This window comes from Streptomyces sp. NPDC088124, assembly GCF_040685895.1.
Lineage (GTDB): Bacteria > Actinomycetota > Actinomycetes > Streptomycetales > Streptomycetaceae > Streptomyces.
Genome location: NZ_JBFBJB010000090.1, coordinates 1 through 14596 on the forward strand (window position 1 = coordinate 1; position 14596 = coordinate 14596).

General features: G+C 70.8%; 13 protein-coding genes and 2 pseudogenes. 8 read left to right on the forward strand and 7 right to left on the reverse strand.

The genetic code is table 11. The features are described 5' to 3' along the window. Window positions 1–1143 (reverse strand): IS701 family transposase (locus AB0P17_RS40735; protein WP_365819715.1); only part of this gene is annotated, 1143 nt, incomplete at its 3' end. A gap of 155 nt (window positions 1144–1298) precedes the next feature. Here AB0P17_RS40735 and AB0P17_RS40740 point away from each other — a divergent pair. Continuing rightward, complete coding sequence (locus AB0P17_RS40740; protein ID WP_365819717.1) at window positions 1299–1580, forward strand: Scr1 family TA system antitoxin-like transcriptional regulator; 282 nt, start codon at window positions 1299–1301, stop codon at window positions 1578–1580. Beyond that, window positions 1570–1742, forward strand: a pseudogene (locus AB0P17_RS40745) (DUF397 domain-containing protein); the annotation flags it as partial. The gene AB0P17_RS40740 and the pseudogene AB0P17_RS40745, both read left to right, overlap by 11 nt. 60 nt (window positions 1743–1802) lie before the next feature. Here the strand turns inward: AB0P17_RS40745 and AB0P17_RS40750 are convergent. After that, the gene (locus AB0P17_RS40750; protein ID WP_365819719.1) at window positions 1803–4580 is read right to left on the reverse strand and encodes an AAA family ATPase; all 2778 of its coding nucleotides are present in this window, start codon (window positions 4578–4580) and stop codon (window positions 1803–1805) included. 196 nt (window positions 4581–4776) lie between these two features. Between AB0P17_RS40750 and AB0P17_RS40755 the strand changes: the two genes are divergently transcribed. Beyond that, on the forward strand, window positions 4777–5394 hold the full coding sequence (locus tag AB0P17_RS40755; RefSeq protein WP_365819721.1) for a L,D-transpeptidase: 618 nt from the start codon (window positions 4777–4779) through the stop codon (window positions 5392–5394). A gap of 78 nt (window positions 5395–5472) precedes the next feature. On the opposite strand, the gene AB0P17_RS40760 is transcribed toward AB0P17_RS40755, so the two are convergent. Next, complete coding sequence (locus tag AB0P17_RS40760; protein ID WP_365819723.1) at window positions 5473–6858, reverse strand: hypothetical protein; 1386 nt, start codon at window positions 6856–6858, stop codon at window positions 5473–5475. Window positions 6859–7064: 206 nt separating this feature from the next. Between AB0P17_RS40760 and AB0P17_RS40765 the strand changes: the two genes are divergently transcribed. Beyond that, a complete protein-coding gene (locus AB0P17_RS40765; RefSeq protein ID WP_365819725.1) occupies window positions 7065–8090 on the forward strand; it encodes a small ribosomal subunit Rsm22 family protein in 1026 nt (341 codons plus the stop codon). A gap of 148 nt (window positions 8091–8238) precedes the next feature. Further along, window positions 8239–9009, forward strand: coding sequence for an IclR family transcriptional regulator (locus AB0P17_RS40770; protein ID WP_365819728.1), 771 nt, complete (start codon window positions 8239–8241; stop codon window positions 9007–9009). 52 nt (window positions 9010–9061) lie between these two features. On the opposite strand, the gene AB0P17_RS40775 is transcribed toward AB0P17_RS40770, so the two are convergent. Next, window positions 9062–9934 carry a triacylglycerol lipase gene (locus AB0P17_RS40775; RefSeq protein WP_365819730.1) on the reverse strand — a complete coding sequence of 291 codons (873 nt, stop codon included), beginning with the start codon at window positions 9932–9934 and terminating at the stop codon, window positions 9062–9064. Window positions 9935–10157: 223 nt separating this feature from the next. Continuing rightward, window positions 10158–10286 (reverse strand): annotated as a pseudogene (locus AB0P17_RS40780) (transcriptional regulator); the annotation flags it as partial. Window positions 10287–10607: 321 nt separating this feature from the next. Between AB0P17_RS40780 and AB0P17_RS40785 the strand changes: the two are divergent. After that, window positions 10608–11084, forward strand: a complete 477-nt coding sequence (locus AB0P17_RS40785) for a GNAT family N-acetyltransferase (protein WP_365819732.1) — start codon at window positions 10608–10610, stop codon at window positions 11082–11084. An 82-nt stretch (window positions 11085–11166) separates the two neighbouring features. Here AB0P17_RS40785 and cyaB read toward each other — a convergent pair whose 3' ends face one another. Together cyaB and ddaH are read right to left on the reverse strand one after the other, a co-directional pair. After that, window positions 11167–11697 carry a class IV adenylate cyclase gene (gene cyaB / locus AB0P17_RS40790; protein WP_365819734.1) on the reverse strand — a complete coding sequence of 177 codons (531 nt, stop codon included), beginning with the start codon at window positions 11695–11697 and terminating at the stop codon, window positions 11167–11169. Between the two features lie 79 nt (window positions 11698–11776). Next, a complete protein-coding gene (ddaH, locus tag AB0P17_RS40795) occupies window positions 11777–12715 on the reverse strand; it encodes a dimethylargininase (protein ID WP_365819736.1) in 939 nt (312 codons plus the stop codon). A 92-nt stretch (window positions 12716–12807) separates the two neighbouring features. Between ddaH and AB0P17_RS40800 the strand changes: the two genes are divergently transcribed. Together AB0P17_RS40800 and AB0P17_RS40805 are read left to right on the forward strand one after the other, a co-directional pair. After that, a complete protein-coding gene (locus tag AB0P17_RS40800; protein WP_365819738.1) occupies window positions 12808–13440 on the forward strand; it encodes a TetR/AcrR family transcriptional regulator in 633 nt (210 codons plus the stop codon). A 253-nt stretch (window positions 13441–13693) separates the two neighbouring features. Next, window positions 13694–14446, forward strand: coding sequence for a bifunctional DNA primase/polymerase (locus AB0P17_RS40805; RefSeq protein WP_365819740.1), 753 nt, complete (start codon window positions 13694–13696; stop codon window positions 14444–14446). Window positions 14447–14596 lie beyond the last annotated feature (150 nt).

The following is a 14596-nucleotide window of genomic DNA, read 5'->3' on the forward strand; positions in this document are numbered from 1 at the left end:
GAACGCGCAGGTGACCAGGGTCTGGTGGCGGCGGATCGCGATGTCGGAGCGGACTTGGAAGTCGGCCCACCCGAGTTCGTCCTTGACCTGCTTGTAGCTCTGTTCGATCCAGTGTCGGATGGCGTAGATCCGGACGACTTCGTCCAGGTCGGCGGCGGGTTCGAGGCTGTCGGACTCGCGGGGACCGCTGGGGCGGGGCAGGTCGGTGGCCAGGTACCAGGTGGCCTGCGCGGGCAGTGTGGCCGGGTCGGTGGTCGCGACGACCAGGCGGACGTTCCCGTCGGGTCCCCACCAGCCGAGGCGGGCGTCGGCGGCCCACCAGGTCTCGGTGTGCCCGTCGCGGAAGGTCCGCCCGACCGGGGTCCAGTCACCAGGATGTTCGTGATCTGTCCAGGTCAGGGCGCGGGCGGCATCGACGGGGGTGTAGGCGTCCTTGCCGTAGGCCCAGGTGCCGTGACTCGGCTTGAGGGCCATGACGAACGGCAGTCCCGCTGCGGCGAGGGCTCTGCGGAAGCCGTCCTGGTCGCCGTAGGCGCAGTCGGCGGCCACAGCTCGGAAGGTCACTCCGGCGGCCTTGGCCGTGCAGGCGAGTTCGGCAGCGATCTGCAGCTTCGTGCGGAAGCCGGGGTCGCTCCTGCCCTGGGGGAAGTGGCGGGCGGGACTGTAAGGCACGGCGTGCAGCGGGTAGTAGAGATTCTCGTCGGCCCAGCAGGTGGTCACCGTGACGATGCCGTTGTCGGTTTTTCCCAGCCTGCCCAGCCACTGCCGGCCGATGTGCGCGGTCGCCTTCCCGTCTTTCCGGTCGCCCGAGTCGTCGATGACCAGCACGCCGCCAGGGTGCGGCGCGGTCGCGGGATCGGCCAGCAGCAGTTCCACCCTGCGGGCGTTGACCTGCTTGTGGTCCCATGCCGACTCGGACAGGAAGAACTGCAGGCGCTGCACCGAGGCGTGCTGGGCACCGACGACGGGCTCGGTGCCGGCCAGGCAGGTCAGCGTCTTGTCACGGTCCCGCGGCAGCAGGAGGCCCGCGAGATACTCCCGAAAGCCACGGCGCTGTGCCAGGGTGGAGAACAGGTCATCGAAGCGTGCGGCGTAGGCTTCCAGCGGGCCCGGAGCGGGCGGACACGGTACACGGCGAGTCATCACAGCTCCCAGGCAGCGAGGCGACGTTCCTCTGCTACCGGCCTACTGCTGACATGACCCGCAGTCAACAAACCACCGCTAGTTAACCCGAGGACAGGCGACGGCAAGCAGCTTCCGTAGCGCCTTGGCACTGGAATACCGCAGCTACGGAACAAGTGCACTCCGCCAACAAATGGCGCAACATCGACCTCCAGGTCCTTCCGCTCGGCCATGGGGAGAACTCCGGCACCGATGGCTCCTTCCGCCTGCTCAAACTCAGGAACGGATCCAGCGTCGCGTTCAGCGAATCGCCCCTCAACAGTCGAGTCATGACCGACCCAGGGAGACAACGGTCCTCGACATCCGCTACGGAGTCCTCCGCGCCCAAGCCCTCAGCCCCCGGGATTCGTTGGTCTTCGTCGAGAAAATACTGGGAGAGAGAAGGGCATGACCACTGACGGCAAGATCGAGTGGATAAAGAGCAGCCACAGCACCGCGGACGGCCCCGACTGCGTCGCAGCCGCCTCCGGCCGCGTCCTCGTCCGCGACTCGAAGGCCCCCACGGCCCCTGCCTGGCCCTCGCCCCCACCAGTTGGCAGACGTTCCTGCCCTACGCCACCCACCCCTGCCGCGAGCGCACTCTGCCTCCCCGACTCGGTCCACGCGCGCGAATGCTCCTGTCAAGGGAGGCGCAGTGCCCGCCCGGAGCCGCTGCCCTTGTCGGCCCACTGGCTGCGGCGTCCGTCAAGTGCCCTATGTCCGGCGAAGGCGGTTTCCAGCACTTCACGCAGAGTGAGACGTTGACCCTCCCGGTAGACGTGCGTGTAGGCCGTCTCCCCGAGCGTCTGACGTACCTGTTCCACGGCTCGCCGACGGTGAGCGGCCATATGAGCGAATCCGAAATGCCGGGGAACGCCGGAGGGTTTCCACACGCGGTCCACAGCTCCGAGCACAAGTGCTGCCGAGCGGGCGTCGCCCTGCGAGGCAAGCAGCCAAGCAAGGGTGTCGCTCAGTACCGCCTCTCCCATGCGCTCCTCGATTTCCTCCACGAGCCGGAGGGCACACCGCAGAAGACCGAGGGCCTCCGGAATCTCCCCGGCTTCTCCGTGGATGATGGCGAGGATCCACAGCAGGTAGCACCGATGCCATGTGTCACCGCGCGTCGCGGAGATGGCGAGGGCTTCCGCCAGCAGGGAAAGGGCCCGCGCGCGATCTCCTTGCATCACCGCGGCGAGACCGAGTTGAGCAAGACACTGTGGCTGCGTCAGCAGCATCGTCGACCACCGCCCGACGGTCAGTGAGGACAGCGCGTACGTGGAAGCCTGCGGGATGTCCTGTTCCATGAGGGCCGCCAGCCCTCGCAGTTGAAGGAAGGCGGCGGCAAGCTCGGCCCGCTCCCCTTCGTCCGCCGTCACGTCTGACGGGCCGGGTGAGGCGGACAGGTCTGCCAGCGGCTGGTCAGCCATGTCGATCACTCGGTCGGCGTTGTCGCGGTCGCCGTGCATCAGCAGCAGGAAGCCGGCAACCCATGCGGTGCGGCACCAGGAAAAGACCGCTCCCGGCGACTCGGACGGGCATGGGTGACGGTCGATGATCACTTGCATCCAGTGAGCGCCTTCGCCCACCCTGCCCGACGTCAGACAGTGCAGCCAGAAGCCCTGAGCCGCACGCAGGACGGCTTCGGCGGGCTCCCCGGCCGGCGGGACCGCAGTGACGATCTGTCGCAGGTTGGGGTGCTCGGGACGCAACCGTCGCAACCAGTCGGCCTGCTCGGCGGAGCCGTAGGCGGCTCCTGCCCGCGCCGCGAGATCGAGGAAGTAGGCACGGTGGCGGCGCACGGCATTCTGCGCGTGGTCGTTCTCCTTGAGACGCTCCAGCCCGTAGGCGCGGACCGTCTCAAGCATGTGGAGCCGGGTGTGACCGCCCACGTCCACCCTGCTGACGAGGGACTTGTCCACAAGTCCGGACAGGGTTGCGAAGGCGTCGACAGCACGGTCGCCGACCGGAGCCCGCGTTCCGTGCGTGAAAGTGGCCCCGCAGAGCTGCTCGGCATCAGTCAGCAGCACTCCCCCGGCACACAGCGACAGCTGTTGCCAGGCGGCCCGTTCGTCATCGGTGCACAGGTCCCAACTCCAGTCGAACAGCGCACGCAGTGCGCGGTGTCGCGGATGCGCGGTGCGCTCACCGCCTCCCGGACCGAGCAGGCGAAACCGGTGCTCGATCCGCTGCGCGAGTTCCTCCAGCGTCAGCGTGCGCAGCCGGCGTGCGGCGATCTCCAGAGCCAGGGGCAGGGCGTCCAACATGCGGCATACCTGAATGACCGCCGCCTGGTTGTTGCTGGTCACCCGGAATCCGGGACAAGCGGCCTCGGCTCGGTCGGTGAAGAGAGCGACGGCTGAGGACTCCGGACAGATCCGCCCTGTGGCGTCCTCCCGCCTCCGGCTCCCGTCGCTCTCAAGGGGAACGTCCAGGGGCATCACCCGCAGCACGTGCTCTTCGCCGATGTCGAGGGGCTGACGGCTGGTGGCGATGACGCGGAGTCGCGGCAGCAGGGCCAGCAGTGTTCGAACGGTCCGGGCACACTCGTCCAGCAGGTGCTCGCAGTTGTCGAGGAGCAGGAGCACCCTGCGTCCTTGCAACGCAGTGGCAAGCTCGCGCAACGGATCCTGTTCAGCCGAGACTTGGAGACCGAATGCCGCGGTGACTGTCGCGGCCACGGAATGGCCGTGGTGGAGATCGGCCAACTCCACGCAGTGGACGCCGTCCTCGAAGCGATGTGCCACGTCTCGGGTCAGGCGCTGGGCCAGCCGGGTCTTGCCCACACCTCCAACTCCGACGAGCGTGACGAGGCGGCAGCGTTCGATCAGCGCGCTGCCCGCGACGAGTTCGGGTGTCCGGCCGACGAAGCTCGTCGCCTGCTCCATGCTGTGCCCGACAGGAGCCCGGGGGGCGGGCACATGCGCGGCACCGTCACCCTGCACGTCCCGCCGTCCCCGGTCACCGCGCTGTTGCGGCAAGGCGCCCGTCTCGCCCGCCTGGACAAAGCTGCTCTCGCCGATCCGACGGCGCCACCCGCGTCCGGCCGTCTCCTGGAGCCTGGCTGCCAGATCGGAGATATCCCGGCCGATGGCGGGCAACCGCTCGGCGTTGCCGGGTGCCTGCGCCTTCAGCGCTCGGGCGACGGCCGCGCTGTCCTCGACGCCGGGGAGCCGGTTGTGTTTGGTGCCGGGAAGCAACTGCGCACGACCGCGGAGCCAGTACGACAGCAGGGGCCCGTCGATGGGGGCGCGCGCCGCCCACCCCGGTGTGTCCCGCTCCTGCTCCAACACCCTGACCAACGTCTTGCGCGCCGGTCGGCCCTTCGACACCGCACCGTCCACGCACGCGGCCCATGCGTCGAGCGCCCGCACGAGGCTGTGCGCGAGGCTCTCGAAGCAGTCTTCTTCCTCCGTCGTCAACTCCCGCTACCGCCTGTCCTTTGTTGCAGTGCAACCGAAAGGCAGCAGGTTACGGAGATGCGCATTGCGCCGCAAATGCGGGAATTGCTTGCACTGGTGTTCTCCTCGCCCGGCTACGGAACAGTCGCTTTCGACGGCACGGAACGTCCGGCCAGCGCCCTGCGGTAAGGGCGGATACCCGAGGAGACACATAACCATGAACATGATGAACAGAGTGGTGGTGGGGATCGCCGCCACGGCCGTGCTCGCCACCGGAGCGGTCACCGCCACTGCCCAACCGACCGCCGGTGCACCGTCGGCTCCCCACGTCGCGGCCGCGTCCCCTGTGGCGCTGGTGTTCGTGAAGAACGCGAAAGACCCGTCCAACTCGACCCTTCAGGTCTGGAACGGCAGGACCCGCGTCGCCAGCTACCGCGCCGGGTCAGGTCTGGGAACTGCGGCCAACAACGGGACGCCGTCGGGCAGGCGGTATCGGAACGAGTGCGTGAAGGACGTCGGGTGGCTCCCCAACGGCACGTACCGACCGTCTTCGTTCGAGACCAGCCGGAACAGGACGATCAAGGGGTACGCCATCGGCCTGCCTGCCAAGAACTGCTACCCGCGCAAGACCCAGCGCAACGCGCTGTTCATCCACAGCGAGATGACCAGGGACAGGAAGCAGGGGCCACGCAACGGAGCCGACAGCCCGCAGCGCTGGGACGGGGTGTCGGACTACAAGTCCAACGGCTGCATCAAGCTCCACCCCAACCACATCGCCCAGCTGTTCAGCTACATGAACAAGCACGGGCGCGCTGCCCTGCTCACGGTGCGCTGATCCACGCGTAGCCCACGGCGCAGTTCGCCGAACGCTCCGTCCCCGGAAGCCTCGGCATCCGGGGACGGAGCATCTTGGCTAAGGGGCCGCGCGGTGCGGATACCCGGTGAGGTGCGACCGGTCCTTGCCGTCCGTCCAGCGGAAGAGCCCGATCCCGGCGATCTCCGTACTGGGCAGCCGGGTGTTGAGGGCCATGGTCTCCGGCACCGCGGTCGTCAGATCCACCATCACCGGCGCGCTGCCCCCGCCCGCCAGCGCGTCCGCCGGGTTCCGGGCGCTGCGCGCCCCGTACGCCGTGCCGTCGTCCGCGACCGTGGTCAGGACCAGCGGGCGCGTACCGTCCTCCTCCTCGAAGCAGTACGCGCGCTTCTCCGAGAGGTCGAAGGCGAGCCGCCCAGCGATCAGGTAGCCGCCCTGCGGCGAGGTGACGAGCTGCGGGTCGTCCGCGGACCTGATCGCCGGCTTGCGGCAGCGGACCTGGAGCACCGCCTTGCCGGTCGCCGCCTCGTGCAGCGCCCACACCTCGTGCGTTCGCACGTCCTTCGCGCCCTTCTTCAGCTGCCAGGAGGCCAGGATGTAGCTGCCCGTCATCGAGGCGGGCACCCCGGACGCCGCGTCGGTGTCCTTCGGCGCGACCTTCCTGCTGTGCCAGCCGCCGCGCACCCAGAACTCCTTGGCGCCGCTCACCAGCAGGCCCTTGACGGTCGTCCCGCGCACCTGCGTCAGCTTGCGGCACTCCTTGCAGCCCTTGGGGTAGCCGAGCGCCCCCGGCGGGACACTGACCACGTCGACGGTCGCCGGGTCGACGACCGCGCTGGTGGCCTTGCCGTCGCTGATCAGGACGGAGGGGCCGGACGCGGTGACCCTCGGCGGGTCGGGCCAGGGGATCTCGACCCGCTGCGCCGAGCCGTCGGACGCGTTGTAGATGTCGAGGGAGATGATGGGGTCGCCGGGCTGTCCCGAACTCTGGTTGACCCGCCCGTACGACCAGGTGACGAAGTACTCCCGGCCCTCACCGGCCGACACGGAGAGCAGCCGGGGGTAGCGGTCGGGCGGGAAGAGGGTGCGCCGGGGCTGCCCGTCCCAGCCGGCCTTCCCGGTGGCGGGATCCACCGTACGGACCAGGTAGCGGTCGTCGTCGGTCCTGGCCAGATAGGCGACGAGCCCGGTGGACCCGGCCACGGCGTAGGTGGGGGAGCTGTCGGTGATGTCCCAGCCGCGCGCCGTGTCGTACGTGGCGGGCACGGGCAGCTGCGGAATCCGCGGAACGCTGCTCGCCGACGGCCGCACAGCCTTGGTGCCGGCGCTCGGACCGGCCTGGTCGCTCTTGGTCTTCGTGGGTCCGCCGACGGTGACGAGGAGGAGCAGCAGCGCGAGCACCGTCACTCCGGCCACCAGGGTCCCGCGGACGATCCGCTGTCTCCTGGTCGGCCTCTCCTCGTCGAGGGGCCGCATGCGCCGCATGGGTCGCAAGATCCCCGTAGGCCCCAAGAGTCTGCGCCCGATCCGCTGCCACCTGGTCCCCATGGTCCCCGTGGTCCTCCCGTGAGAGCCCCCGCCCCATCCTGCAAAGGCCGTCAGCGTAGCAACTGGCCAACGGGCCCCCGCTGTTCGCCCGGGGTGACGGCCGAGGGCGTCGCGGCTTGCCCCGGTTGCCTACAATTCGGCCGGTGAACGCCACCCCCTCCACCCCCTCCACCGCGGAGACCCTGCGCGCCCAGCTCGGCCGCCTCCTCGACGGACTGCCGCCCAAGCAGGCGGCGCAGGCCGTCGACCGGCTGATCGCCAACTACCGCGGCACCACCCCGACGGACGCGCCCGTCCTGCGGGACCGCTCCGACGTCGCCGCGTACGCCGCGTACCGGATGCCCGCGACCTTCGAGGCCGTACGGTCCGCGCTGGAGGCCCTGGCGGACGCCGCGCCCGGGTGGGCGCCGGGCAGCCACCTCGACGTGGGCGGCGGGACGGGCGCCGCGGTGTGGGCGGCGGACGCGGTCTGGGGCGACGCGCCCCGGGCGACCACCGTCCTGGACTGGGCGGAGCCCGCGCTCGCCCTCGGCCGCGAACTGGCGGAGGGCTCGGGCATCCCGGCGCTACGTGCCACCGAGTGGCGCGGGGGCCGGATCGAGGGGGCGCTGAAGCTGGCCGGGAGCGATCTCGTGACCGTCTCGTACGTCCTGAAGGAACTGGCCGCGCGGGACCGCGCCACGCTCGTCGCGGAGGCCGCGCGGGCGGCTCAGGCCGTGGTGGTCGTGGAACCGGGCACGCCCGACGGCTACCTGCGGATCATCGAGGCCCGCGACCTGCTGATCGGCGCGGGTTTCCGCGTCGCGGCACCCTGCCCCCACGACAGCGCCTGCCCGATCGCGCCCGGCACGGACTGGTGCCACTTCTCGGCCCGGGTGAGCAGGTCGTCCCTGCACCGGCAGGTCAAGGGCGGCTCACTGCCGTACGAGGACGAGAAGTTCAGCTATGTGGCGGCCGTACGCTTTCCCCCGAGCCCGGTGCCCGCCCGGGTGACCCGTAAGCCGCAGATCCGCAAGGGCCAGGTGCTCCTGGAGCTGTGCACCGCGACCGAGGGCCTGCGCCGCGACACCGTCACCAAGCGCCACGGCCCCCTCTACCGCGCGGCGCGGGACACCGCTTGGGGCGACCCGTGGCCGCCGCCGGATCAGGAGGACGCCGACGACGAGTGAGCGGCGGGTATCCGACGCCGCGGGCATCCGGACGCGGGGACCTATCCGTAAACGACACCTTTTTATCCGCCTTCGGGGGGTGGCCCCGCCTCCACGCGTACGTGAACCTCTTGTTACGTGCATGCCAATCCGGCGGAGGTTGCCCGCGATGAGGAGTGGATCAGCCGAGAACGGGCCCGTCCGCCGTTCGGTGACCCGCCGGGTTCTCAGTGTGCTCGACGCCTTCGCCGGGGAGCGGCGCGGGCTCACCCTCTCGGACATCAGCCGGCGGACGGGGATGCCGCTGGCCACCACCCACCGGCTGGTCGGCGAACTGCTCTCCTGGGGCGCGCTCGAACGCAACCGCGACGGCCGCTACGAGATCGGCCTGCACCTGTGGGCGGTCGCGGGGCTCGCCCCGCGCCGGCTGGAGCTGCGCGAGGTGGCGCTGCCGTTCCTCCGGGATCTGCACCACAGGACCGGGCGGCGGCAGGTGCGGCTCGCGGTGCTGGACGGCATGGAGGTGGTGCTCGTCGAGCGGATCCACGACCGGGACACCGGCCCCGCGTTCGAACCCGCCGGCGGCCGGAGCCCCGCCCACGCCACCGGTGACGGCCTCGTGCTCCTCGCCTACGCGGGGGCGGCCGTACGCGAGCACTACCTGGCCCGCCACACCCCGGCGGCCGGTCTGCGCCCGCTGCTCTCCGAGGTGCACCGGGCGGGCTTCGCCACGGGTGACCAGTGGCCGGGTCCGGGCCCCGGGCCGGCGCACACCGGGTCCGTGGCCGCCCCCGTACGGGACGCGTCGGGCGAGGTGGTGGCCGCCGTGTCGGTCGTCCCGCGGCTGCCCGAGACCGGGCGGAGCGGCTTCGCCCCCGCGGTGGTGGCCACGGGCCGGACCATCTCCCGCGCGCTGTTCCGCCGCCAGGAGGGCGCGTGAGCCGACGCACCGCGGCGCTCCCGCACGTGCGGGAGCGCCACGGATCCGTCGGTCAGAACGGACAGGAGTCCTGCCAGCGGGTGACCAGGGCGGGGTTGTTCTTGTCCGCCTCGCGCGGGGTGCCGCACAGGAACGGGGCGAACCGGGTGTCGCCGTACAGCCAGCGGCTGAAGAACGACACGATCAGCTTGCCCTGCTTGGCCTTGTTGCCGGAGCCGGTCATCGGGCAGAGATGGTCGCCGGGCACCTCCACGAAGAGCTTCTCGGCCCGGGACATGGAGGTGTACCAGGGCAGCGCGTACGTGTTCCCGTGCGCGACGGGGTCACTCGCGCAGGTCAGGAAGAAGGTCGGGTCGGTGACCCCGGAGAAGTTCCCGTTCGGGAAGTACGGCGCCGTGGGCACCCCCGCCCTGAACCGGGCGTCGTCCCGGAGCGCCACCATCACCCCGCCCCCGCCCATCGAGTGACCGGCCGCGCCGAGCGTGCCGTTGACCTTCTGGTACACCGGGTTGCCGGGGGTGGCGCTGAAGGACAGCAACTGGGTCCCGGCGGCGCTGATCTGACGCCCGCGCGACGACGGGTCGTCGCCGAGCGTGAGGGTACCGACGTTGACGACGACGAAGCCCCAGGAGGCGAGGCGCGGCGCCAGCCACTGCAGATTCTGCTGCGTGCCCTGATACCCCGGCATCAGCACGATGCCCGGGTACGAGCCGCTCGCCGTCGGATAGGTGATCGTGCCGGATCCGTATCCGCTCGGATTGGGCACGGTGTAGGCGGCGGTGGCCAGCGGCCCGTTCGTGGCCTCCAGCGACGCGGTCGTCGGATCGGGAATCGCGCGGACGGAACCCTCCCCGTCGGACGCGGCGGACGAGGGGGAGACGCTCAGCAGGGCGGCGGCCACGGCGGTGACCAGCGCGGTCACCACGGCCAGAACTCGGGACCGGGCCCGTAACGGCGAGGCAGTGCCGGACGGACGGCGGCGGACAGGACGCATCGATGGACCTCCAGGAGGAACCGCGGGTGCGCGCCGCCGGAAAACGCGGCGCGACCGCACCGTAGATTCGGCGGGAGCCGCCTGGAAGTCCGGCTTCTGCTGAGTGGAAGAGAAGCGGCGCCGCCACGGCCGGCCCCCGGCGCCCGGCCTCCGCCAGCCAGCCCGGCGCCAGCGGCAGCGGCAGCGGATGGACCAGGACCGGAGGGAGCTCGGGGGCGGCCAGATTGATGGGCCACCGGGTGCAGAAGAACGACGGGACGAGCGTCAGTGGGCGGCCGTTCAACTCCAGGTTCCGCTCGAAGGGGTAGCCGGCTTCGTGACAAACGGGCGGACGACGACGAGTGGTTCCGGAGAGTGACGAGATGTCCGAAAAGCGTGATGGGGTCTCGCCGGGCGAGAGCACCGACGGCGCCCGTTCTGCTTCGCTTCGGAACCCGCCCGGGCTGGTGGCTCCCCGCCGCCCTCCACCCCCCTACGGTTCGCATCCCCACCACCGGCGCTGCAACCACGGGGTGCACTGTCCACAGGCGAGTGTTCCGGATCCGGCGAGCGCGGCTGAACCGACATCGGCCACAACACTCGCCCCGTTTATAGGCTCGGGAGTATGACGATCACCATCCGACCAGCCTCTCAGACCGATCTGCACGGACTGCTGGCGCTCTACGCAGAGCTGAACCCGGACGACACACCCTTGTCGGCAGAGTCCGCGGGAAGCATCTGGAAGGCTGTCCGCCATCAGCAAGGCCGGACCGTGCTGGTCGCGGACCTGGACGGCACGCTGGTCGGCACCGCGGACTGCGTGGTTCTGCCGAACCTCACTCGCGGCGGGAGATCGATCCTGGTCGTGGAGAACGTCGTGGTTTCCAACGCCCATCGCCGACGTGGTGTCGGGAGGCATCTGATGGAGGCTGCCGTGCAACTCGCCGAGTCCACCGGTTGTTACAAGATCCAACTCCTGGCGGCCGACGGATACGAAGCGCACACGTTCTACGAGGCCTGCGGCTTCCGGCCGCTTGCCCAGGGATTTCGCCGCTATCTCGACCGAGGCCGACCAGCGGGCCCAGCCGGTTCCGATCGGTGAACACCCGCATTCATGTACCGGCCCGCGCCCGCAACCTGTTGTCGATGCCACACCAAGTCGCCGTACCTACAAACGAAACTGCTCAGCCCCGGCGGACCAGCGCGTCATACGTCTCGGTGGTCCGTTCGCACGCGATGCCCAGGCCGGCCACCACGGCGGCCAACTCCGTCTGGACGGACGCCTCGTCGGCTTCCTCGCTCACGATGCGCTCCAGTTCGAGGAACGTCCCCACGCCCTCCAGATCGTCGACGCACAGCTCCGCACCGTCGAGCACGCCGATGCGGCGGTGCTTCGCCACGCGCACCGTCGGCGCGTAGCCCATGAGCATGATCGCCTCGTGCATCTGGTCCCGGTCCTCCACCACCGTCTCGCGCTCCGTGCACGACTGCTCGTTGAGATCCGGACGCTTCAGGGTGAACGTGTGCCGGCCCTCGACGGTACGGAGGCGGACGAAGGGCACCCCGCGCTTGCCGTCACCCGGTGTCCACCCGGCCGGGGCGTACGCCTGATCGTCCTGCCGGACCGGCTCGCTGAGAGCCACCCCCCGGCTCTTCAGGGCCAGCAGCAGCGCCTCCCTGTCCGGGACGGCGTACTTCACCTCGATCTCGCGCACCGCACATCCACTTCCGTCGCAGGAGCCTGTCGGCGCAGATCCTGCCACGGAGCGGCCACCCCGCTTTCCGCTCGCCGCCTCAGGCCCGCAACCCCCGCAGCTCCTGCGTACAGCACTTCACGCTGCCGCCGCCCTTGAGCAGTTCCCCGAGGTCGATCCCGATCGGCTCGAACCCCCGCTCCCGCAGCGGCGTGAAGAGCCCCGTCGCGGACTGCGGCAGGAGGACGTGGCGGCCGTCGCTCACCGCGTTCAGGCCGAGCCTGGCCGCGTCCGCCTCGTCCGCGATCAGGGCGTCGGGGAAGAGCCGGGTGAGGACGGCGCGGCTGCCGGGGGAGAACGCGTCCGGGTAGTACATGATCTCGTCGGCCGCGTCGTCCAGTACGCAGAGTGCCGTGTCCAGGTGGTAGAAGCGCGGGTCGACCAGGTCCAGGCCGATCACCGGGCGGCCGAAGAACTCCTGTGCCTCCCCGTGGGAGAGCGGGCTCGACCGGAAGCCGCGGCCGGCCAGCAGGTACGAGGCGGTGACGGCGAAGTCGCCCTCGCCCTCGTTGATGTGCACCGGCTCGGCGACGTCCGGGCAGCCGTGGCTCCGGAACCAGTCCAGATGCGCCTCGGCCTCGCCGTACCGCTCCTCGTGGGCGAAGCGCGCCCCCAGGACGCGGCCGTCGACGACCGTGGCGCCGTTCGCCGCGAACACCATGTCGGGCAGGTCGGGCTCCGGGTCGAGTACGGAGACGGTGTGGCCCAGCGCCCGGTAGCGGTCGCGCAGATCTTCCCACTGGACGAGCGCGAGGGACTGGTCCACGGGCTTGGCCGGGTCCATCCAGGGGTTGATCGAATACGTCACCCGGAAGTGCAGGGGCGGACACATGAGGTAGCTGCGGGGCGAGGCGTCACGAGGCAATGGGGGCTCCTCACGAGCGGCGGTGCGCACGGCGTGTGCGGTGAGCGTCTGAGAGTCATGGTCCGCCGCGCGGCGGTTTCGCGCTGTGCACCGTTCGGGTGGTTCTTTGCGCATGTCAGACCGCTTGCCGAGACGGTACGTACCGGCTCGTCGCCGGGGCGGGGCGCGGCCGCCGTCCACCCCCGCCGGTTGCTAAGTTGACCGTCATGGCTGAGAGCGCTGAGAGCAAGGCACCCGACTCCTCCCGCCGCAGCGAGCGGTCGCGCCGCGCCATCTACGACGCCGCTCTCGCCCTGGTGAGCGAGGTCGGCTACGCGCGCACGACCGTCGAGGGCATCGCGGCCCGCGCCGGGGTCGGCAAGCAGACGATCTACCGCTGGTGGCCCTCCAAGGCCGCCGTCCTGCTGGAAGCCTTCCTCGACCTCGGGGAGCAGGCGGCGCGGGAGGCGGGCGGCGACGGTACGGGGTACGAGATCCCCGACACCGGCGACCTGGAGGCCGACCTCAAGCTGGTGCTGCGCGCCACGGTCGACGAGATGAACAACCCCGTCTACGACCTGCCGTCCCGGGCGCTCGCCGCCGAGGGGATCATGGACGCGGAGCTGGGCGCCGAGTTCACGCGCCGGCTCCTCGCACCACAGCTCGAACTGTACGTACGGCGCCTGGCGGCGGCCCAGGACGCCGGTGCCGTACGGCGCGACCTCGACCCGCGGATCGCGCTGGAGCTGCTGGTCGGCCCCGTCGCCCACCGCTGGCTGCTGCGCACCCTCCCGCTGACGCACGCGTACGCGGACGCGGTCGTCGAGTACGCGCTCCACGGGCTGGCTCCCCGAACCTGAGAACCGCGGGGGCGCGCGGGGGCGCGTGGAGGCATGTGGGGAGGCATGTGGGGCGGGTGTGGTGAAGACCACCGGCCCGGGAAGGGCCCCCGGAACCGCCGATCCGCCCCGAATATCGCCGCATAAGCCGCAATCCTCCGCGTGGCGAGGGATGAACCCTCCTCCCCCCGCCGGGAAGCGCGGCGCCCCGAGGCGCAGGATGGTGCGACCATGGGAAGAGTCCGCAGGGACGAGCATGAGTGTGAGGGGATAGATGGGCGACGATTTCGGCCGCTACCGCGGCACGGAGAGCAGGATTCCCCAGTGGCTGCGCCGACGGCCGAGGAAGAGCACCGGCGATTCGGCGCTCCAGGAGAGCGCGCCGGGCCGTGAGGCTCTGCTGCTCGCCGTGGCCGAAGCGGGGATGCCCGTCGCACCCGCCGCCCACCCCGTCGGCTACCGATGTTCCTGCGAGCGCATCGGCTGTCCCACCCCGGCCAGACACCCCGTCTCCTTCGCCTGGCAGACCCAGTCCACGACGGACCGGGCCCAGGTGGAGCGCTGGGTGCGCAACCAGCCCGAGGCCAACTTCATCACCGCGACGGGCATGGTCCACGACGTACTCGACGTCCCCCTCGAAGCGGGCAGCCGCGCCCTGGAACGCCTGCTGGCGCAGGGCATCGACGTCGGCCCCGTCGCCAACTCCGGCGGCGACCGCATGCTCTTCTTCACCGCGACCCGCGGCACCCCCGAGGACGAGGACGAGTGGTGGCCCTGTGAGCTGGACTGCCACCCCGAGACGATGGACGAGCACCCCGGGCTGCGCTGGCACTGCCGGGGCAGCTACGTCCTCGTACCCCCGGCGCGGCTCCCCGGCGAGCTGACCGTCCACTGGCTGCGCGGCCCCGAGTACCCGCTCCCCGACCCGCTGACGCTCCTGGAGACGCTGACCGACGCGTGCGCGCGGTACGCGGGTGAGAACGGCGAGCTGGACCCGCACGCGGTGGCCTGGCCCCTGGGACGCTGAGAGCCCCCCCGCTCGACGACGCGGTCGCGGGTCGCGGTCACCTGCCCCGCGGTCACCTGTCTTGTGCGCGGGGCGCGGTCACCCCCCCGTGCGCAGCCCGCGGTCACCCATCCTGCGCGCGGGTCGCGGTCACATGCCGCGCGCCGCCCG

Bases quoted from the DNA above. Each gene is read 5' to 3' on its own strand.
- AB0P17_RS40755 (WP_365819721.1), top strand. From the start codon at position 4,777: ATGAACATGATGAACAGAGTGGTGGTGGGGATCGCCGCCACGGCCGTG.
- AB0P17_RS40760 (WP_365819723.1), bottom strand. From the start codon at position 6,858: ATGCGGCGCATGCGGCCCCTCGACGAGGAGAGGCCGACCAGGAGACAG.
- AB0P17_RS40770 (WP_365819728.1), top strand. From the start codon at position 8,239: ATGAGGAGTGGATCAGCCGAGAACGGGCCCGTCCGCCGTTCGGTGACC.
- AB0P17_RS40785 (WP_365819732.1), top strand. From the start codon at position 10,608: ATGACGATCACCATCCGACCAGCCTCTCAGACCGATCTGCACGGACTG.
- ddaH (WP_365819736.1), bottom strand. From the start codon at position 12,715: ATGCGCAAAGAACCACCCGAACGGTGCACAGCGCGAAACCGCCGCGCG.
- AB0P17_RS40800 (WP_365819738.1), top strand. From the start codon at position 12,808: ATGGCTGAGAGCGCTGAGAGCAAGGCACCCGACTCCTCCCGCCGCAGC.
- AB0P17_RS40805 (WP_365819740.1), top strand. From the start codon at position 13,694: ATGGGCGACGATTTCGGCCGCTACCGCGGCACGGAGAGCAGGATTCCC.